The organism is Pseudomonadota bacterium (assembly GCA_039033415.1).
GTDB lineage: Bacteria > Pseudomonadota > Gammaproteobacteria > Xanthomonadales > SZUA-38 > JANQOZ01.
Genome location: JBCCCR010000009.1, coordinates 131,012 through 150,051 on the forward strand (window position 1 = coordinate 131,012; position 19,040 = coordinate 150,051).

Annotated in this window: 18 protein-coding genes; 8 read left to right on the forward strand and 10 right to left on the reverse strand. The window is 61.7% G+C overall.

What is annotated here, in order from left to right; genetic code table 11:
• The first annotated feature begins 115 nt into the window (after positions 1 to 115).
• The 3 genes from AAF358_09415 to AAF358_09425 all read left to right on the forward strand — a co-directional run bounded on the left by AAF358_09415 (position 116) and on the right by AAF358_09425 (position 3,001).
• The gene (locus AAF358_09415; protein ID MEM7705757.1) at positions 116 to 1,090 is read left to right on the forward strand and encodes a DUF808 domain-containing protein; all 975 of its coding nucleotides are present in this window, start codon (positions 116 to 118) and stop codon (positions 1,088 to 1,090) included.
• Between the two features lie 76 nt (positions 1,091 to 1,166).
• Positions 1,167 to 1,856 (forward strand): isochorismatase family cysteine hydrolase, encoded by a 690-nt coding sequence (locus AAF358_09420; GenBank protein MEM7705758.1) that lies wholly within the window; start codon positions 1,167 to 1,169, stop codon positions 1,854 to 1,856.
• Entirely contained in the window at positions 1,853 to 3,001 is a 1,149-nt protein-coding gene (locus AAF358_09425) for a CoA transferase (protein ID MEM7705759.1), read from the forward strand. Before AAF358_09420 ends, AAF358_09425 begins: the two co-directional genes overlap by 4 nt.
• Positions 3,002 to 3,061: 60 nt before the next feature.
• Here the strand turns inward: AAF358_09425 and AAF358_09430 are convergent, their stop codons facing one another.
• Both AAF358_09430 and glgA read right to left on the reverse strand, forming a co-directional pair.
• Positions 3,062 to 4,282: an ATPase gene (locus AAF358_09430; protein MEM7705760.1), complete on the reverse strand. Its 1,221-nt coding sequence runs from the start codon at positions 4,280 to 4,282 to the stop codon at positions 3,062 to 3,064.
• Positions 4,279 to 5,733 (reverse strand): glycogen synthase GlgA, encoded by a 1,455-nt coding sequence (glgA, locus tag AAF358_09435; protein MEM7705761.1) that lies wholly within the window; start codon positions 5,731 to 5,733, stop codon positions 4,279 to 4,281. The genes AAF358_09430 and glgA overlap by 4 nt, the downstream gene beginning before the upstream one ends.
• A gap of 131 nt (positions 5,734 to 5,864) precedes the next feature.
• Between glgA and AAF358_09440 the strand changes: the two genes are divergently transcribed.
• On the forward strand, positions 5,865 to 7,082 hold the full coding sequence (locus AAF358_09440; protein ID MEM7705762.1) for an ATP-grasp domain-containing protein: 1,218 nt from the start codon (positions 5,865 to 5,867) through the stop codon (positions 7,080 to 7,082).
• A gap of 27 nt (positions 7,083 to 7,109) precedes the next feature.
• Here the strand turns inward: AAF358_09440 and AAF358_09445 are convergent, their stop codons facing one another.
• The 7 genes from AAF358_09445 to glgC all read right to left on the reverse strand — a co-directional run bounded on the left by AAF358_09445 (position 7,110) and on the right by glgC (position 16,337).
• Positions 7,110 to 7,790, reverse strand: a complete 681-nt coding sequence (locus AAF358_09445) for an alpha/beta hydrolase-fold protein (protein ID MEM7705763.1) — start codon at positions 7,788 to 7,790, stop codon at positions 7,110 to 7,112.
• A gap of 50 nt (positions 7,791 to 7,840) precedes the next feature.
• Complete coding sequence (locus tag AAF358_09450; protein MEM7705764.1) at positions 7,841 to 9,082, reverse strand: hypothetical protein; 1,242 nt, start codon at positions 9,080 to 9,082, stop codon at positions 7,841 to 7,843.
• Positions 9,083 to 9,156: 74 nt separating this feature from the next.
• Positions 9,157 to 10,293: an alpha/beta hydrolase-fold protein gene (locus tag AAF358_09455; GenBank protein MEM7705765.1), complete on the reverse strand. Its 1,137-nt coding sequence runs from the start codon at positions 10,291 to 10,293 to the stop codon at positions 9,157 to 9,159.
• Positions 10,290 to 11,216: a hypothetical protein gene (locus AAF358_09460; GenBank protein MEM7705766.1), complete on the reverse strand. Its 927-nt coding sequence runs from the start codon at positions 11,214 to 11,216 to the stop codon at positions 10,290 to 10,292. Before AAF358_09460 ends, AAF358_09455 begins: the two co-directional genes overlap by 4 nt.
• A 3-nt stretch (positions 11,217 to 11,219) precedes the next feature.
• Positions 11,220 to 12,485 carry an ATP-grasp domain-containing protein gene (locus AAF358_09465; protein ID MEM7705767.1) on the reverse strand — a complete coding sequence of 422 codons (1,266 nt, stop codon included), beginning with the start codon at positions 12,483 to 12,485 and terminating at the stop codon, positions 11,220 to 11,222.
• Positions 12,485 to 14,995: a glycogen/starch/alpha-glucan phosphorylase gene (locus tag AAF358_09470; protein ID MEM7705768.1), complete on the reverse strand. Its 2,511-nt coding sequence runs from the start codon at positions 14,993 to 14,995 to the stop codon at positions 12,485 to 12,487. The genes AAF358_09465 and AAF358_09470 overlap by 1 nt, the downstream gene beginning before the upstream one ends.
• Positions 14,996 to 15,056: 61 nt before the next feature.
• Positions 15,057 to 16,337, reverse strand: a complete 1,281-nt coding sequence (glgC, locus tag AAF358_09475) for a glucose-1-phosphate adenylyltransferase (protein ID MEM7705769.1) — start codon at positions 16,335 to 16,337, stop codon at positions 15,057 to 15,059.
• A gap of 177 nt (positions 16,338 to 16,514) precedes the next feature.
• Here glgC and AAF358_09480 point away from each other — a divergent pair, with 177 nt between their 5' ends.
• The 4 genes from AAF358_09480 to AAF358_09495 all read left to right on the forward strand — a co-directional run bounded on the left by AAF358_09480 (position 16,515) and on the right by AAF358_09495 (position 18,528).
• Positions 16,515 to 17,144, forward strand: a complete 630-nt coding sequence (locus AAF358_09480) for a hypothetical protein (GenBank protein MEM7705770.1) — start codon at positions 16,515 to 16,517, stop codon at positions 17,142 to 17,144.
• Positions 17,141 to 17,482 carry a transcriptional regulator gene (locus AAF358_09485; protein ID MEM7705771.1) on the forward strand — a complete coding sequence of 114 codons (342 nt, stop codon included), beginning with the start codon at positions 17,141 to 17,143 and terminating at the stop codon, positions 17,480 to 17,482. Before AAF358_09480 ends, AAF358_09485 begins: the two co-directional genes overlap by 4 nt.
• A 68-nt stretch (positions 17,483 to 17,550) precedes the next feature.
• Positions 17,551 to 17,979 (forward strand): DUF2141 domain-containing protein, encoded by a 429-nt coding sequence (locus AAF358_09490; protein ID MEM7705772.1) that lies wholly within the window; start codon positions 17,551 to 17,553, stop codon positions 17,977 to 17,979.
• Positions 17,980 to 17,982: 3 nt separating this feature from the next.
• Complete coding sequence (locus AAF358_09495; GenBank protein MEM7705773.1) at positions 17,983 to 18,528, forward strand: DUF2306 domain-containing protein; 546 nt, start codon at positions 17,983 to 17,985, stop codon at positions 18,526 to 18,528.
• Positions 18,529 to 18,539: 11 nt separating this feature from the next.
• Here the strand turns inward: AAF358_09495 and AAF358_09500 are convergent, their stop codons facing one another.
• Positions 18,540 to 18,959 carry a DUF3293 domain-containing protein gene (locus AAF358_09500; protein MEM7705774.1) on the reverse strand — a complete coding sequence of 140 codons (420 nt, stop codon included), beginning with the start codon at positions 18,957 to 18,959 and terminating at the stop codon, positions 18,540 to 18,542.
• Between the last annotated feature and the right edge of the window lie 81 nt (positions 18,960 to 19,040).

Genomic DNA, 19,040 nt, shown 5'->3' on the forward strand with positions numbered 1-19,040 from the left:
GCGCTCTAGGTGGAATTCACCGACCTCCTTCGCCCAGGACAGCCAATGAAGACGACCGACGGCCAAATGCGTTAATCTTCGCCCCGCACAGCCGGTATCAGAAACTGGAACCACCATGAGCGGACTACTTGCACTGCTGGACGACGTCAGCGCCATCGCTAAGGTGGCTGCGGCATCGGTGGATGACGTGATCAGCCAAGCCGCGAAGGCTGGCGCCAAGGCCGCGGGCGCGGTCATCGACGACGCGGCCGTTACGCCGCAGTATGTTGATGGCTTCGACGCCAGCCGCGAACTGCCGATCGTCTGGAAGATTGCGCGGGGCTCAATCCGCAACAAGCTCCTCATCTTGCTTCCCGCTGGCATGCTGCTTTCCATCTTCGCCCCTTGGGCGATCAACCCGCTGCTGATGCTCGGCGGCGCATACCTCTGCTTCGAGGGAGCAGAAAAGGTGTTCCATGCGCTGTTTCCTCACGGGGACAAACACGTTGAGAAAGACCATGCGGTTGGGAACCCGGCGCATCTCGAAGAGACTCGCGTCGCTGGCGCCATCAAAACCGACTTTATCCTTTCCGCGGAGATCATGACCATCGCTCTGGCGGCGATTCCAGGGGACAACCTTTGGCTTCAGGGCGCAACGCTAGCCGTGGTTGCTATCGGCATCACGGTGATTGTTTACGGTGGCGTCGCGGCTATCGTCAAAGCAGATGATCTGGGACTGCTAATGAGTCTCAAAGGTCGGTTTGCGGCGACCCGGGCTATCGGCCGCCGGATCGTCAAAGGGATGCCCACTTTCTTGCTGCTGTTGTCGGGTGTCGGCACCGCCGCCATGCTCTGGGTTGGCGGCGCCATTGTGCTCCACGGGATGGAAACGCTCGGGCTGGCGCAGCCTGGTCACCTGATTCACGACTGGGCCGACGCTGCTGCCGCGTCGGCGCCAGCCGCAACCGGCGCCGTAGGCTGGCTCGTAACGGCAGCGCTTAGCGGTGTCTTTGGGCTGATCCTCGGCCTGCTTCTCATCCCGCTGGCAACCCGGGTGCTTATGCCGGGTTATGCGCTGATCATGAAGCCGTTTTCTCGGAAAGATTCGTAGCGCCGCTGTCGCCGATGGCGAGCAGCGAAAACGGATATACTGCGGCGCCCTACCGCCAGGACGTCGAGCAGCAGCGATGAGTCAGCAGCACCCTACTTTCATCGATCAGTTTACGCGTCGTATCGAGGTTCGGCCCGATAATACGGCCCTTATTGTGGTCGATATGCAGAACGCCACGGGTAACCCGAACCTCGGCCTCGGCAAGCTGCTGGCGGAACGAGGTCAGACGCAATCCTCAAGCTATCGATTTGATCGCATCGAGCAGACGCTGGTACCCAACATTCAAGCGCTGGCATCGGCCTGCCGCGAGGTTGGCGCGCCCGTTATCTACATCACCTATGGATCGGAGCTCGAGGACTACAGCGACATGCCGGCGCACATGGTGGGTATCGTCAAAGCCACCAGCAACCGCGTTGGCATGCCCGAACACGATATCGTCGACGCGTTGACTCCCGAGCCTGGAGAGCTGGTCATCAACAAGAAGACCATGGGGGCTTTCAGCTCAACCGGCATTGACGCCAATCTGCGGGCGCTCGGTATCGAAACGGTGCTTGTGGTGGGCGTCTCCACCAACAACTGCGTTGCCATGACGGCGATGGAGGCGTGTGACCACCAGTACGGCGTTGTTGTGGTGAGCGACGCCACCGGCACTGACAGCGATCAGATGCAGAACGCTACGCTGACGATGCTGCGGCGCCTCTGGGGTCGGGTCATCAGCACCGAGGAGGTCGTGGCCGAGCTGACCGCGCAGCCAAAGGCGACATGAAGCTCGAGGGCATTCGGGTCGTCGACCTGTCGCTGTTCCTGCCCGGCCCGTTTCTCACCTTGATGCTGGCCGACCATGGCGCGGAGGTCATTAAGGTTGAGCCCCCCGGCGGCGATCCCAGCCGCCAGATCGGTCAGCAGCAGGCTGGCCACTCCGTGTTCTTTCGAAACGCCAACCGCGGTAAGAAAAGCGTGGTGCTCGATCTCAAGAATGAGGCCGGTCGCGAGGCATTGCTGGATCTCTGTGCGACAGCGGACATTTTTGTCGAAGGATTCCGACCCGGCGTCGTCAAACGACTCAGCGCCGATTACGACACGATCCGGGCGAAGCGACCCGAGATCATCTACTGTTCGGTCAGTGCTTTCGGCCAGAGTGGCCCCTACCGCGACCGGCCGGCGCACGATCTGGCAAACCAGAGCCTGGCGGGGTTCGTCGCGATGAATGTCGGCAGCGACGGCCGACCGGCGCTGCCGGCTTTACCCGCCGCCGACCTGGCCGCAGCTCACATGGGGCTGGCTGCGGTGCTGATGGCGCTCTATCGACGCACCATCACCGGACAGGGTGACTACGTGGATATCGCCATGCAGGACTCGCTGCTGGCATGGGCGCCGAACGTCCTTGGACCGGTGTTCGCGGAGAATCGTTCCCCTCGCCCCGGCCTCGAACGCACACTCGGCGGCGCCGCCTTTTATCAGATCTACGAAACGGCGGATCATCGTTACCTAAGTCTGGCCGGCCAGGAGCCAAAATTTGTCCGCAATTTGCTGGCCGAGCTTGGCCGCATGGACCTGTTTGAGCTGTGCGAGAAAGGACCAGGCGCTCATCAGCTGCCGGTCGTCGAATTTCTTCAGTCGGTCTTTGCCGAGAAGACGCTGGATGAGTGGAACCGCTGGTTTGCTGACCGGGATATCTGCTATGCCCCGGTGCTCTCGTTGGCCGAAGCCCACGAGGACCTCCACAATCGGGCGCGCGGCATGACCCTGATCGACGGCGAAGGCCTGCGCCACGTTGGCAACCCGATGCATTTTCAGCAGGAGCCGGCGGAGCTGGATTTTTCGGTGGCCACCTGCGGCGAACATACCGGCGAAGTCTTTCAGGATCTTGGCTACAGCAAGCAGCAGATCGATGCACTACAGGCTCCGTAGCGTGACCTGACCGACACCGGTTTAGGGCAGAAAGAACGACGCGTGAGCGGGCTTGGAGGCTCAGCCGGCGTGCACGGTTACAGCCTCACCGATCTGATTCAGGATTTCGCGCAGCCGGTCGTAGTCGGGGTGCCGGACCCGCATCCAGGCGTTGGCCATATAGCCCGCCTCCACGGGTTGAGTTGGCGTGCCGGCCGGAGGCAGGTGCGCCGCAACGATGTGTTCGCCGAAGTGGCGCTGGACGGCCTCCACCCCGGTATACCCGGTGATATGCCCGTCAGCCTCAGGCCGCAGCGCAATCATGCCTGCGCTGTAGCGGCGTGACGGAGCGGTGTGACCGGTACCGTGCACCAGCGCGTGAGCCCACTCGAAGTAGAGGTCAAAGTCGTTGGCGGTGTTGTAGACGTCCCACTGCCCCACCCCCGGTGGTCGGCAACCGATTTCGGAGAACTTGAGGCCTTTGGGCCCTGCAAACCACTCCATGTGCGTCGCTGAGGTGCCAATCCCCAGTATCTGATTAACCTTGCGTGCCATCGCACGTAACTCGCCGTATCCCTCGGCATCCAGTCGGTTGGTGGTCACCATCTGCGGTGAGATCCAGCGCTCGCGCATCGCCTCAAGAACGTTCGGGTAGTAGTGAGTGATAAACTCGTGCACCACCTCGCCGTCGACCGTCAGCGTGTCAAGGTATCCCTCGTGCCCCTCGATAAACTCTTCGACGGCCACCGCCTGTCCATCGGCGACGCCGCAGGCCTGGGCCACGCTCGCCAGCTCGCTTCGGCTGGCGACCCGATAGGTATCTGACGCCCCGGCCCCTGCCGGAGGCTTGATGATCAGCGGAAAGCCGACGGCGTCGGCAAAATCGCTGAGATCCTGTTCACTGACCGCGCGGGTCGACTGGGCGCAGGGAATACCCGCCTCCCGCAGCGCCTCCTTCATCGCCGGCTTGTCTCGACACAGATACGCCGTGTGCGCGCTGGTGCCCGGAATACCGGCCGCCTCGCGAACCGTTGCGGCCGCCATGATATGAGCTTCCACCGTCGCCTCGAGCCGGTCCACCCAGACCACCCCCTGGATCGCCTTGACGGCCGCCAGCAGCGAAGGCTCATGCACCACCGAACGGACCTGCACGTAGTCGGTCAGCCAGTGTTTCATTTCGTCGGTCAGGCTGTCCTTGGGCCGCTCGCCAACGCCGATCACGTTGGCGCCGGCGGCGTGCAGCGCGCGGACAAACTCGCGTTGGTTGTACGGGAAGGACGGCTCTACAAAAATGATGTTCATCCGTGCACCGTCAGCTGTCGGTAGAGATCTTCATATTGGGCACCCTGCCGCTGCCAGGAAAAATCTTGCGCCATGCCGTTGCGCATCACCTGCATCCAGAGGGTTCGATTTGCATAAAGGTCCAGCGCCGTCTCGAGCGCCCAGCGCAGGCCAATGTCGTCGTAGTCGCGAAACAGGACACCCGTACCGGTGCCGTGCTGCACGTTGATCTGCTGCACCGAATCGGCCAGGCCTCCGGTTTCACGAACCACGGGAACGGTGCCGTATTTGAGGCTGTACATCTGATTCAGGCCGCAGGGCTCATAGAGCGACGGCATCAGAAACAGGTCGCTGCCCGCTTCGATCCAGTGAGCGAGGCGATTGTTGTATCCGCGGTAAAAGCACACCTGCCCGGGAAACCGATGCTGCAGTTCGCCAAAGAAATGTTCATAACGCGACTCTCCGCTGCCGAGGACCGCCAGCATCAGCGGGCGACGGGCCAGGATCTCAGGCAACGCGCTGTGCAGCAGATCCAGGCCTTTCTGAGAGGTCAGCCGCGTGACCATGCCCAGCAGCGGTTGATCGATTTCACCGGTCAGGCCCAGCTCGTTCATTAGCGCGCGCTTGCAGGCTCGCTTGCCGGCCAGCTCCATCGCGGTGAAGTTGAAAGGGATTAACGTGTCGGTCTCCGGGTCCCACTCGTGACCGTCGACGCCATTCAAGATGCCGGTCAGCGAGTCACGCCGGCCCCTGAGGATGGTTTGCAGCCCCATGCCGTAAGCATCGGTTTGAATCTCGCGCGCATAGGTTGGGCTGACGGTGGTCAGATGATCAGCGTAAAGGAGCGAGGTCTTGAGAAAATTGATCACGCCGTCGTGCAGGTCGTCCTGATGCAGCAGATTCTCAAAGCCGTTCAGATCGAGATCCGGCAGCACATCGCTCGAGAACATTCCCTGATAACCGATGTTGTGGATTGTCATGATCGAACGGGTTTGAGCAAACAACTGATCCCACGCATAGATACTCTTCAGGTAGAGCGGTATTAAACCCGTGTGCCAGTCGTGACAGTGAAAAATATCGGGCGCAAAACCCATGCGCTGGCAGATTTCGGGGCACGCTCGGCAAAGTAATATGAACCGCCGGTGCTCGTCCCAGTGCTGCGTGTAGACTGAGCCCCGCTGATACAGATCAGGACTGCGCAGGAGGTAAATCGACAGTCCTGTGCCCGGCAGTTGGACCGTATCCACCGAAAAATAGCCTTCCCGCCCCCCGATGGTGATCGGCACTTCCTGCAGATAATCAACCGGCACGACAGCCAGTCCGCTGACGTCGATTGTGTCATAAAACGGCATCACGACCCGCACGTCGTGCCCGCTGCGCTGAAGGTGTAGCGACAGCGCAGCCGAGACGTCGGCCAGGCCGCCGGTTTTGGCCAGCGGTGCAAGCTCAGCAGTCGCCTGGAAAATCTTCAATGAACGGTCGCTTCTTAGGAAAGGATACGCGGTGGAGGTGGTATTCTACCCTGCCTTCGCGGGCCTGCGGGCCCGAAACGTCCCGGGGAGATCAGGCGCAACAGCGCCGCTATGCAAAGCAGGACTGCTCGATGAATATCATATTGATTTCCCCCGGCTACCCGGCCGATATTCCGGAGTTTGTGCGCGGTCTGGCGGAGTGCGGCGCTCGCGTCATCGGTGTCGGTGACCAGGCCCAGGCCAACCTCCCTGAGCTATCGCGCCGCGCCCTCAGCCGCTACCTTCAGGTTCCCTCGTTGTGGGATCGGGAGGCCGTAGCGGCAACTCTGCAGGCTGAACTGCGAGGCCTGGACGTGGCTGGCGTTGAGTGTTTGTGGGAACCGGGAGTGATGCTCGCTGCACAGCTCCGTCAACAGTTTGGCCTGCCGGGCCTCAGCGTTGCCCAGGCCCACCGGTTTCGGGACAAGGAGGCCATGAAGCAAGCGCTCGACCAGGCCGGCATCCGAACGCCCCACCACGTGGCGGCAACCACCAGCGCCGCCTGCTTTGAGGCGGCCGAACGCATCGGCTTTCCGCTGATTTTGAAACCGATTGCCGGTGCGGGTTCCGCCGACACCTACCGTGTCGATACGCGGGCAGAACTGCGCCAGGCACTGGCCATGATGAGACACGTCCCTGCGGTGAGCGTCGAAGAATTCGTTGAGGGTGACGAGTTCACGTTTGACGCCATCTGCGTCAACGGCCAGGTGGCTTATCACAACGTTGCCTGGTATCGCCCGCGCCCCCTCATCGCCCGCAGCAACGAGTGGATCAGCCCCCAGGTTGTCGCGTTACGGAACGTCGAGCGCGACGACCTGTCCGACGGCATCGCCATGGGCCACCAGGTGCTCGAGGCGCTGGGATTTCAGACGGGTTTCACCCACATGGAGTGGTATCGCAAGGCAGACGGCGAGGTGGTCTTTGGCGAGATCGGCGCGCGTCCACCGGGCGCCCACCAGGTTGATCAGATGAAGTTTGCCTGCGACTTTGATGTCTTTCGCGCCTGGGGACAGGCGGTCGCGACCGGCGATCCTTCCCTCACCTTCCACCGGCGCTACAACGTCGCAACCGTGTACAAACGCGCTCGCGGCGTCGGCCGAATCAGCCGGATTGAAGGCGCTGAGAGCCTCCAGCACCGCTATGGTCAACACGTCGTTTGGAACACGCTGCTGCCCGCTGGCAGCGCCCGTCGGGACTGGCGTCAGACGCTGGTATCTGACGGGTTCATCATGCTGCGCCACCCGGAGCTCGATGAGACCTTGACCATGGCAGACGCGGTGGCCTCGGAGCTACACCTGTACGCCGAGTAAACCAACCTCAAGCGGCCCACTAGGCGATCAGGCGAATTCGTCTAGATACTTGGGCAGCATCTCGCGCCAGGTCACCCAGTCGTGGTGATAGTGGCTGCCCCAGGGGTCAACGCGATTGGGAATACCTTTGGCGCCAAGCGTCTGCGCCATGCGCCAGGATTCACCAATGTTCTCGTAGTCGCCCTCACCGGACGGCAGCAGAATCTGTCGCGTGCGCAGCAGCTCCAGCGCTGAGCCCTCAAGCCCCGGCAGGAAGTGAAGCGGCGAGCTGAAGTAGAAGTCGTCGAAAAACTGCCCCTCGAGATACTTGGACAGATCGTACGTTCCGCTCATGGCGATCGCGAGCCGAAACGCGTCCGGATGGCGGCACACCGTGGCCACCGCGTTGAACGCGCCAATCGACGCACCGGCAGCAATGATCTCAATGTCCGGCGTCCGACAGTCGGCCCGGATGGCGGGCGTGACCTCTTGATAGATGAACGCATCGAACGCGTTTTGCATCTTGGCCCGGAACGCCGGGTGGTGCTCGCCGGAAAACCAGGTGCGCCCGGCCACGCTATCGGTCGAGTAGATCTTGATGCGCCCGGCCTCCAGCAGCGGCGCCAGCGCCCGGATCATCAAAAAACGTTCGATCTCCTCAGCGTCTCCGCCGGCGGTGGGATACAGCAAGACCGGCGTACCATAGGATCCCCACCGAATCAGCGGCATGGTCTGTTCGAGCCGCGGCGAATGCCATCGTGTGACCTCTTTCGGCACCATCAGGCGGCAGCTTTGTCGTCAGCCAGCGACTGCTGAACGCGCTCCCAGAACAACTCGGTGAACGCGTCAACTTCGTGTTCGGGATAGAGTGAAGTGACCTTCTGGCGAATAGCGTCGAGCACAACCTCAGACCGGAACAGCTCCGCCGCGACAGCGTCCAGATCACCCAGGTGCTCTGCACAAAAGTCTTCGAAGCGCTCGGTTTCGAAATGGGCTTCGGCCAGCTCGTGGTAGCCAGCGAGCTTTTCTTCCTGACTGCGATCGCTGTCGGCGATCGCAAAGTAGTCCTGCCAGTTGAGATCGGACCGCATTTTGCGACCCGTGGCAGCGCAGAAAACCGACCAGCGCACGTTGGCTTTGACCAGCCAGGGAAAATGATAGTGAAGCGAACTCACCTGGGAGTCGGGGCAAGCGTTAGCGAAGTCGATCGGATGCCAAACACCCTCGCTCCGCAGCGCCTCGCAGGAGTTGAAGTCCCAGCCGAAAAAGGCGTTGATGATCCCGGTCATCTGGTGCAGATGGCTTTCGTCCTCGGCAGACAGAAAGTCTCGCTCCATCCGGTAGCGATCATGCAGCGGCGCTCCGGGATCGTAGTTGACGCAGCGCCGCTGCGGCCCAAGGCCGATGCAGCGGATAAACGCGTCGTGTGGCATCACGCCTTTCTGTAGATTCATGACGCGCGCGCCGCTGTCGTCGTAGGCATCGCGCAGCGCCTGAGCGTCGTTGATCGCCGTAACCCCAACCCAGGCGCCGCCGTCGTAGGGTTTCATAAAGAGCGGGTAGCCGATCTTGTCACCGATTTCACCCAGATCGAACAGCTTGGCGTATTGCCTGAGCGTCGGCTCCAGGTCGGACGACTCGGCGTAGGACTTGGGCGGGAGCAGCCAGGTATCCGGCACGGGAAAACCCAGTCGCATCATCGCGGCATAGGTGGTCTGCTTTTCCATTGACTGCAGCGTCCAAGGGTTATTGAACACGTACAGGTCATCCATCACGATCGACTTCTTGATCCACTCCCGGGAAGGCTGATACCAGTGGGTCAAACGATCGATAACCACATCGTAGGGGCACGGACGCCGCAGATCGAACGGTTCGATCACGACACGCTCAACGTCAAAGCTCATCTGGTTCTGACCGTCGCTTACCACCGGGTCGAGCCGCGACAGCAGCGCCTCGTAGCAGATTGGCCAGCAGATATCCGCGCCCAGGGATAGACCGATTTTTCGTGTTGTTGTGCTCACTATATGTCCTGTTTGCTTAGCGGTTTCACGTCGTGCCTGCCAGACCACCCGGGCTCCGAGCGCTCAACAAGACGCTATTCATACACCATCCATGCCGGCCCGGGAAACAGCCAGGTCAAGCCACTGCGCAGCCGGTCACGCCAGTTCTCCCAGTTGTGCGCGTCACGCGCTTCCTCCAAAAGCACGTCGATCGACTGCTGCTGCAGCGTCAGCACCATCGAACGGTTTTCAAAGATCAGCGACTCATAGAGACCACAGCTGAGAAACACCTTCTTTGCCGGGTGCCCGGGTGACTCGCGAAATCGATTGACAAAGGCCACCACCGGATCGAAGGCCGGACCGCGCTTGTGTCGGCCGATATCGCTGAACGCAAAAGACCCCGATTGGAGCAACAGCCGATCGAACAGCCCGGGATTCAGCCAGGCGGCATGCAACGATGCCACCGCGCCAAAACTGGCGCCCATGAGGCAGCGTGACCGGGAGTCGTCGATGAGCGGGTATCGTTCACTCATCACGCTCAGGACCTCGTTACAAATGAACTGCGCATGACGGCGGTCGCCGGCGTATTCGGTAAGCCGATCGGGCGAATCACTCAGGGCAACGATTAGGGGTGGAATCTCCAGATCATGAATCAGGTTGTCCAGCACCACGCCAAGCTGGGCGTAGCGAAGGTAGTCGTTTCCATCGTGGACCACCAGCAGTGAGTAGCTTCGGCTTCGGCGGAAACGGGACGGCAGGTAGACGTTGAGCGCTCGCTGATCACCAAAGGCGCTGCTGTCGATCGTCACCGTATCCCAGCTGCCGCGTCTGACGTCGTCCCGCTCTTCGGTCCAGGCGGGACGCTCGTAGCCCTCCGCCTGGCAAACCGAGTTGGCGCCGAAAGGATCGTCCGCCAACACCGGATTGAGTGGATCAACAATCAGCGTTGTCTGGCCGCCGGCGATGACCTCAAACTTGTACTCGATGCGGGAACCCGGCGCGAGATCGATGGCGACGGTCCAGAGGTCCGTTGCGCCCACCCTTTGAAACGGCTGAGCGGCCGCAAAGCCAGCAACCCAGCATCGGAGATTCACCGCATCCGCCGCACCGCGGTACACGAAAGTCACCTTTCGCCCATCGACAACGGGAAAACGATTGCCCGCGAGAAAAGTTTCGACGTCAGCGGACGTCGGTTCCGGAATCGCGAGAAAGGTCTTGAGCGGAAGGGTCATGCTGCCCTCAGCGGCGTCAGGTCGCCGTCTGGCCCAATCAGCCGGGCCCCGCTGGCGGCAGTCAGGTGGGTGTCATCAAAGACCAGGGAAGCGCCGCTGTCGAGCGTCACGCAACGCGCTGGCGCAAAACGCCGGGCCAGCAGCGCCAGCTGGCGCTGATCGTCGAGTTTGAGCCGGCGGCTGGCACCTGGAAAAAACACTAGTCCCGGCAGGACGCTGGCACCCGCCATCAGCACTTCGGGCTCGCGGCGTCCCTGCGGGGTGTGGTCGTTGAACAGCACGATGCTGTCGGTCAACGCCATCGCCCCAGCCGACCAGGCCAGCACCGGGCGATCATGTAGCCAGGGTGCATCGCCGAACAGTCGTAGCCGGTTTGCCAGCACCGCCACATTCCCACCGGTGATCAGAAGCGCCTCACAGCGCGACAGCTGCCTTTCGACTTCGGCAACCTGCTCAGCGAGAGCTGCCGACTCAATGTCCGTGAGCTCGGCGACGAACTCCTGATGAATCCTCCTCGCCTGCGCCACATGCTGGCGATCAAGCTCCTGGATCTGGGCAACAGCCTGGCTTCGTGCCCGCTCGATCAGATCGGGTGCTCCGCCGTCGCGCATGACCTGGCGGGCTGCGGTCATTAGCTGACGCATGCGCAGCTGATACAGACGCTGCAGATCTTTGAGGCGCTCCTGGCGCTCCTGATGTGCTGCCCGCAGCCGGTGGTCTGCCGCAAAGGCTGCCTCAGCACGGCGGTTCAGGTGGAGGTCAACCAGCTCCCGCGGAACCAGCTCAGCGAGGTCGTCAATATAGCCTTCGGCCTCTTTCCAGGCGGCGGAAACGACGGCAACCGGCGCCTCGGGTAGGTTTCCGGCGGCGGTGCCGAGATTGGTTACCGGCCGCTGCGGACCGAGAATAATCCTGCGTGCCATGGGTCAGGACAGTTCGACCCGGATCAGGCTAACCAGCTCACGAACCGCATCCTCAACAACCCCGCTGTCCGGGTGCCGGATGATCACGTAGCCGTCTCCCTCGTAGCTGTCGGAGCGATGCTGACCGGGGGTCGGAAGCTTCGCTTCAACCACTAGCTTGCCAAACCGCTGCTGAGCTTCGTCCAGGCCAAAAATACGCCGGATACGTCCGCCGGTTGGCCCACCGCCGCCGCCCTGCCCGCGCAGGTAGACTGCACCGACCGCGTAGCGTCGAGGCGGCGGCTCAAACTCATCGAAAATCATCAGCCGAGGCCAGGCCTGGTAAAAGTCCAAATCATGAGCGTACGACAGCAGCGAGGTGATCTGCGCCCCCGGCGGCCGGGCCCCTGCCTCGGAAATGGCGATGCGCCCACCCGAAAGCTGAAACCACTCCATGTGGCTCAACCCCGTCTCCAGCCCAAGCGCTTTCACGGCCGCAAATCCCGCCTGCCGAATCGGGTCGAACTCCGGGCCGGAGATGTCACGCGGCAGCACCACCGACCATTGAATCCAGTCGTTTTCCAGCACGGTGAGCGGCGCCGGCTGGTAGCGCGAAATCGAGTGCCACACCGGCTCACCGCCGATAAGCACGCTGTCAAAGGAGAACTCTTCGCCCGCCACGAATTCTTCGAAAAGCGCCGGCTGATCCGGCCGCAGCGGCACCTGGGTCAGCAGGTTGGCAAGATCCTCCGCGCCGTTTAATCGCCAGGTGGCTTTGCCACCGGCGCCCGCCGGTGGCTTCACCACCACCGGGTAGCCAACGTGAGCCAGGAATCGCTGAGCGTCTTCCGAGTTAGCAACCAGGGCGTGACGCGCGCACGGGAGGTTCGCGGCAGCCATGACGTCCTTCATGCTGGCCTTATCCCGAAAATTGATCGCGGCCTGGACGCTTAGACCCGGGATGCCCAGGTGCTCGCGGGCCCTGGCCAGCGGCACCTGCATCTGTTCGAGCGCAGCCAGCAGACGCTCCGGTGGGCCCAGCACTCGTCCCAAACTCCGAGCTGCATCCACCAGCTGCTGGGGGGCCAACGCGTCCTTGACCTGCCAATGGCCAGCCAGGCGGCGACGAATGGCGTCGGGTATCCGGCTCTCCGGATCCTGGCTCACCACCGACAGCGCCACGCCGGGGAGCCGCGCGGCGCCGCTGATGAATTTCAGCGTGGCCTCCATAAAAAACGGCGCAGCAAACAGGACGTGGCGTGGCGGCCGATCGGTCGAAACTTCCGTCATCAGGCGTCGGGACCCGCCAGGTTGACCGGCTCCAGGCGCCAGATATCCCGGTTGTATTCCGCGATGGTGCGGTCGGTGGAGAACCGACCCGCGCTGGCACAGTTCAGAATGCTCTTCTCCGCCCAGCTCTGTGGGTCGCGAAACGCGGCTTCCACCGACTGCTGAGCGTCAACAAAGCTCCGAAAATCAGCTGCGGTCATCCACGGGTCGCCGGGGGTGGTGATCGCGTGGATGACACTGTTGAAGGCATCATCCTTAGCGCCGCGGATACGTTCATCCGACAGCAGCGCCAAAACCCTTTTCAGATCGCTATCCTGTTCGATGATCCCCATTGGGTTGTACTGCCCTCGCTGCTGCATCACCTCCTCGACGGTCAGCCCAAATAGGAAAAAGTTCTCCGCACCCACCGCTTCGAGTATCTCCACGTTGGCGCCGTCGAGCGTGCCGATCGTCAGCGCGCCGTTCATCATCAGCTTCATGTTGCCGGTGCCCGACGCCTCCTTGCCGGCCGTAGAAATCTGCGCCGACAGATCCGCCGCAGGACAGATCAGCTCCATGGCCGAAACGTTGTAATCGGGAAAGAAGATCAGCTTGAGCCGTCCGTCGATCGAGGTGTCGCTGTTGATGACCGAACTCACCTGCACGATGGCCTCAATGATCTGCTTGGCCATGACGTACCCGGGCGCGGCCTTTCCGCCGATGATCACCACTCGCTTGACCAAATCCTCCCCGTCGCCACGCTGCAGCCGGTCGTAGAGGTAAAGGACGTGCAGCAGGTTTAACAGCTGACGCTTGTATTCGTGAATGCGTTTGACCTGAACGTCGAACAGCGCCTGCGGATCCACCTCCTCCCCGGTGCGCCGCAGGATCTCTGCCGCGAGGCGTCGCTTGTTGGCATGCTTGACCTCCATCCACTGATGTTGGAAGGCGCGGTTTGACGCCTGGGCTTTAAGTCCAGCGAGCTGGGGAAGATCGGTCATCCAGCCCCGGCCAATCACGCTGGTCAGCAGTTCCGCCAGCGCCGGGTTACAGGCCCCCAGCCAGCGTCGCTGAGTCACGCCGTTGGTCTTGTTGGTGAATTTCTCAGGCCAGAGCTCAGCGAAGTCTTTGAACAGCCCCTTCTGCAGCAGGTCGGAATGAAGTTCAGCCACACCGTTGATCGAGTAGCTACCCACGATCGCCAGATGAGCCATACGAAGCATCGGAGAATAGTCGCTGCTGATCAGCGACATCCGTTGCTTTCGTGCCTCATCGCCAGGCCAGCGCTGCTCGATCTCTTCAAGCAGCCGTCGATTGATTTCATAGATGATGTCGAGCAACCGGGGCAGCAGCCGCCCGAACATCGCGACGGACCACTGCTCGAGCGCTTCAGGCAGCAGCGTGTGGTTGGTGTAAGCCATCGTCCTGGTCGTGATCTTCCAAGCCTGATCCCACGACAGCTCCGCCTCGTCGACAAGCAGACGCATGAGCTCGGCGACCGCCACCGCTGGATGCGTATCGTTGAGCTGGAAGCAGTGTCGATCCGCAAATTGCGTCATATCATCCGACTCGACCTCGCGCCAGCGCCGAAGCGTGTCTTGCAGGCTGGCGGACGCCAGAAAATACTGCTGCTGCAGCCGCAGCTCCTGACCGTTTTCGGTGGTTGCGTTTGGGTAGAGCACCATGGTGATACGTTCGGCTGCGTTCTTCGCCGCCACGGCGCCCGCGTAGCCGCCCGCGTTGAAATCGTCCAGGTCCAGCTCGTCCGGCGCCACCGCAGACCAGAGCCGCAGCGTGTTCACCATATCGTTTTCGAATCCCGGCACCGGGATGTCGTAGGGCACCGCCAGGACTTCGGCCGTATCCACCCATTCGTACGACAGCATGCCGTCGGACCCGGTGTGCACCACGGTACGCCCGCCAAAGCGGATACGCTGACTTAGCTCGAAGCGCTGGAGCTCCCAGGGATATCCCTCCCGAAGCCAGGCGTCGGGCGCTTCTCGCTGTGCGCCGTGCTCCAACTCCTGGCGAAACATCCCGTACTGATAGCGAATGCCGTAGCCCAGCACGGGCAGCCGCAGCGTCGCGCAGCTGTCGAGAAAACAGGCCGCCAGGCGCCCCAGACCACCATTGCCAAGGCCCGCGTCGTGCTCCTGTTCACTGACCTCCTCAAGCTCCAGCCCGAGGGCGTGCAGGGCATCAGCCGCTTCATCCTCCAGCCCGAGGCTCTGCAGCGAATTGCGCAGCAGACGGCCCATGAGGAATTCCAGCGATAGATAACAGGTCCGCCGATGGCGTCCAGCCTGCACCGCTGTGCGGGTTTGGTTGCGCCGCTCCAACAGTCGATCCCGCACGGCCAGCGCCAGCGCCTGATAAAGGAAAGGCTGACGCGGGCGAACCGTTCGACGACCCAAGGTCCGATAGAAATAGTGGGTGAGATCGGTCAGCAGGCCGTCGGCCGTCATCGGCACCGAGTCGGCGTGCAGAAGCTCGAGGTCGCCGCTACCGTTGTTGTCCATGTTGTCTGCCATAGGGGCTGCTCCCAAAGACTGGGTTCACTTTCCGGGGTTGCTTAAGGTTTGGTTGGAGTCGCTAACGATGCCGGTGCAGGTTCTGCCCGAGCATGTCCGGGGTCACCAATACCAGGCCGTCGTTGGTCACGCGCAGGTTCCGGGCCTTGTCCGCCTCCGGGTCCAGGCCGATGTCCGTCCCGTCCGGAATGATTGCGCCGGCATCTACGATGGTCCGGTGGAGCCGACACTGCTTGCCCACCCTGACGCCAGGCAGCAGCACCGACTCGCTCACCTTGCTGTAGGACTCAACCCGGCAGTTACTGAACAGCAGCGACTGTTCGACCCCCGCGCCGGACACAACGCAGCCGCCGGAGACCATCGACTGGATTGCTTCACCGCGACGATCCGGATCATCAAACACAAATTTGGCCGGCGGGTACTGGCGCTGGTTTGTGTAGATCGGCCACTGTTCGTCGTACAAATTCAGCTGGGGCGTCACCGAAACGAGCTCCATGTTGGCTTCCCAGAACGCGCCGAGCGTTCCGACGTCTCGCCAGTAAGCCTGCTGACCGGTGTCCGGATCCCGAAACGGATACGCCTGGACGTGGTTATTCTCGATGATCGAGGGAATGATGTTGTGCCCGAAGTCGTGTTTGCTCTCCGGGTTGTCCGCGTCGATTGTGACCTGTTCGTAGAGAAATTCTGTGTTGAAAACGTAGTTGCCCATCGATGCCAAGCAGACGTCGTCCCTTCCGGGCAGCGGCGTGGGGTTCTGGGGCTTTTCGTCGAAAGCGATCACCCGGCCAGAGCTGTCGACGGTCATAACGCCCAACGCCCCGGCGGCCTCCTCGAGCGGCACCTCGAGGCAGCACACGGTCATATCGGCGCCGCTGTCATGGTGAACCCGCAGAAAGGGGGCATAGTCCATCTTGTAAACGTGGTCGCCGGCAAGAATCAGCACAAAGCGCGGATTGTGGGTGCGGATAATGTCCATGTTTTGATAAACGGCGTCCGCGGTACCGCGATACCACTCCCCGCCGACCCGCTGCGAAGCTGGCAGGATCTCCACAAATTCCTGATTGCCCTGAAACCACGACCAGCCTTGAACGAGGTGGCGAATCAGGGAATGGGCCTTGTATTGGGTCAGCACGCCGATCCGCCGAATCCCCGAGTTGATGCAGTTCGACAGCGGAAAATCGACGATGCGGAACTTGCCCCCAAAATGGAGCGAAGGCTTGGCCCGCCAGTCGGTCAGCTCATGCAGTCTGGAGCCCTGACCGCCGGCCAGGATCAGCGCCAGCGTTTCTCGGGTGAAGCGGCTGACGTAACGCGCTTCCTCAAACGGAATGAGTTCAGGCATGGAGGACCTCTTCGCCCCGACGGGGATGACCCGGTATTGTCGCACGGATCGTACGCGTTGAAACCGCCAGCCGGTCGGCGGTCGTACGTCGCCACTGCACAAGTCCGGGTCGAACGAGGCGGTTCGCGCCCGCCGTCGCCGCGGGTTAGACTTTGCCTAGCAAAGCAGGAAAGTGGCATGAACGATTTAGAACAGGACATCCAGTTTGCCGCCCGCCTCGCCCGGTCCGGTGCGGACGCTCCGTTGCTGGGCGGACGAATGCTGGCCTGGTGGGGAATGATGGTGGCGCTAGCCTACGGCTGTCATTACCTGCTGATCACCGGTCGCCTGGCGCCCCCGGGCCTTTCCCTCGGACCCGCTATCGGGTTCCTCTGGCTGGCGTTTGTGGTGATCGCAAGCCTCGGGTATGGGCTGCTGATTCGACGCTATCCCTTCCAGCGAGGTGGAAGCGGGTCAGCGGCCAATCGCGCGGACCGCGCGATCTGGGGCAGCGCGGGGCTCGCCCTCGGGTGGATCATGGTGGGAGCGCTGATTCGCTCGCTGCTCGACGGACGCGCGGACCTGGTTTTTCCGTGGACCGTGCCGATGGTTTTCGCCATTTACGGCACGGCTCAGCTCGCGGTCGGCTGGATCAGCAGCAACGTCGTTCTCCAAGCGGCTGGACTTTTGGGCGGGGCGATCGCCATGGTCTGCTGGCTCCTGACCGGGCAATCGCTCCAGTTTGCGGTGGCCTCCGCGGGCGCGGCGCTGACCCTGCTGGTACCCGGCTTGCTGCTTTGGCGACAGGAGTCGGAACCCCGCCCGTGAAATCGCCGCCCGAACAACCACCCTCAGACGACAGTCCGTTTGATCACAGCAGTATCGACGATGTGATCCATGGACGCCTGCGGCTGGGGGTGATGGGCTACCTTTCAACGGCGAGCCCTGCGCTGTTCACGGAACTCCGGGACCAGGTGGGAGCCACCGATGGAAACCTGGCTGCCCACCTGAAAAAATTGGAAGCCGCCGGCTATGTGTTCGTGGAAAAACGGCCTTCCACGGGTCGCCCGCAAACCTTTATTCATTTGACCAAACCCGGGCGCGCGGCGTGGCTCGAATGGTTGCAGCGGGTCCAGTCCTTGATCCAGGCCACCGGCCAGGGGTGACAAAAGTCAGTTGTGTTGATTTTTACTTTGCATTACAAAGTAAAGGCGATCAATAACTGGAGAGCTTCATGAAGCAGCTGATACTGGCGTGCGCCGCCGTTTGCCTGACCCATCCCCTTGAGGCAGCCGCAGACCCCACCACCGTGTCCATCAATATCCGGGGTTTGAGTTCTGCGGAGGGTGTTCTCTATGCCGGCCTATGTACCGAAGAAGGCTGGAAAACTTATGAGTGCAACAACGTTGTGCTGAAGCCTGCGGCGGGCACCATCACCCACCACTGGGAAAACGTTGCAGCCGGTCGCTATGGGGTCACTTTGCTTCACGACAAAAACGAAAACGGGCAGATGGACTTCAACTTTTTTGGCGCACCCAAGGAGCAATGGGGATCGTCCAACAACCCTGCTCCGCGCATGGGCCCGTCGCTGTGGCGCGACGCGAGCTTCGACGTTGCGGGGGAGCCCGTCAAGCTCGACATCCGAATGCAGCCGGGAGAATGACCTGTGTTTGAAGAATTTACTCAGCTGTCATTTTGGGTGCATTCGGCGGCCGGCAAAATGCATTTTTTCGGGGCCATTACGGCACTGATACTCGGTCCGTTGGTTTTGATCAAGCGCAAGGGCGGGTTTTTCCACCGCGCGGTTGGCGGCACCTATGTCCTGGTTATGCTCGCGCTGAATTTCTCGGCGCTCACCATCTTCGGTATGGGGCGCTTTAACCTGTTCCATCTATTTGCCCTCATTAGCCTGGCAACGCTGCTTCCCGGCATGGTGGCGATCTCCCAGGCGGTGCGAACGCGCAATCGGGCGTGGTTCCAGACCCATGCCCATCTGATGGTCTGGAGCTATTATGGTCTGGTGATGGCTGGCGCGGCGCAGCTCTTTTATCGAACCATTCCGCGGATCACTGGAACGTTCGAGACGGTCGACAATTTCTGGACGTACGTCATGCCGATCTCAACGCTCCTCACGGTATTTCTGACCAATCGCTACATTCCGCGGTCAGTCAACCGCATGTTCGGTCCGGAGCCGGTCAAGCAACCGGGGTAACCCGATGTTCGTCAGCATTCCAGCAGACGCGGAATCGCGTCTGCGTTGCTCCACAACACGGCCATCTGATCGAACGCCTGCCCGAGTTCCAGCGTCTGATGCCGCGAGATCCCGAGCACCAGGACGCTATCCTCCGGCGGCCAAGCGCCAGCGGAGTCTCTTGCTCGTCCCCCGAGCAAGGTCCACCCCCCCTGACCGAGACTGGCCAGCAGCCGTTCGTGCGCCCGCCGATTGGCGGCGTCGCTGTGGCGCACGCTCTGGGGATTGAAAGCGGTGACATAGCCGGCGGTGCTAACGCCATGCAGGTCATATAGGGCCAGCAGGGGTTCGCTGGCACAATCCACCCGCAGCTCGAAGCGAGCTTCGCCATCCACCTCATAGCGTGCTAGTCGATAGGCCTCCAGCAAGTGCTGTCGCCGGTGTTGCCTCACGCTATAAGCTCCGCTGATGCCCCGTTCACGTCGACGCCTATGGCCTTCCTTGTGCGGCAATTTTACCCGTGGGATCAACGC

Bases quoted from the DNA above. Each gene is read 5' to 3' on its own strand.
- AAF358_09490 (MEM7705772.1), top strand. From the start codon at position 17,551: ATGAAGCAGCTGATACTGGCGTGCGCCGCCGTTTGCCTGACCCATCCC.
- glgC (MEM7705769.1), bottom strand. From the start codon at position 16,337: ATGCCTGAACTCATTCCGTTTGAGGAAGCGCGTTACGTCAGCCGCTTC.
- AAF358_09470 (MEM7705768.1), bottom strand. From the start codon at position 14,995: ATGGCAGACAACATGGACAACAACGGTAGCGGCGACCTCGAGCTTCTG.
- AAF358_09480 (MEM7705770.1), top strand. From the start codon at position 16,515: ATGAACGATTTAGAACAGGACATCCAGTTTGCCGCCCGCCTCGCCCGG.
- AAF358_09415 (MEM7705757.1), top strand. From the start codon at position 116: ATGAGCGGACTACTTGCACTGCTGGACGACGTCAGCGCCATCGCTAAG.
- AAF358_09455 (MEM7705765.1), bottom strand. From the start codon at position 10,293: ATGACCCTTCCGCTCAAGACCTTTCTCGCGATTCCGGAACCGACGTCC.
- AAF358_09420 (MEM7705758.1), top strand. From the start codon at position 1,167: ATGAGTCAGCAGCACCCTACTTTCATCGATCAGTTTACGCGTCGTATC.
- AAF358_09430 (MEM7705760.1), bottom strand. From the start codon at position 4,282: ATGAACATCATTTTTGTAGAGCCGTCCTTCCCGTACAACCAACGCGAG.
- AAF358_09440 (MEM7705762.1), top strand. From the start codon at position 5,865: ATGAATATCATATTGATTTCCCCCGGCTACCCGGCCGATATTCCGGAG.
- AAF358_09460 (MEM7705766.1), bottom strand. From the start codon at position 11,216: ATGGCACGCAGGATTATTCTCGGTCCGCAGCGGCCGGTAACCAATCTC.
- AAF358_09465 (MEM7705767.1), bottom strand. From the start codon at position 12,485: ATGACGGAAGTTTCGACCGATCGGCCGCCACGCCACGTCCTGTTTGCT.
- AAF358_09425 (MEM7705759.1), top strand. From the start codon at position 1,853: ATGAAGCTCGAGGGCATTCGGGTCGTCGACCTGTCGCTGTTCCTGCCC.
- AAF358_09445 (MEM7705763.1), bottom strand. From the start codon at position 7,790: ATGCCGCTGATTCGGTGGGGATCCTATGGTACGCCGGTCTTGCTGTAT.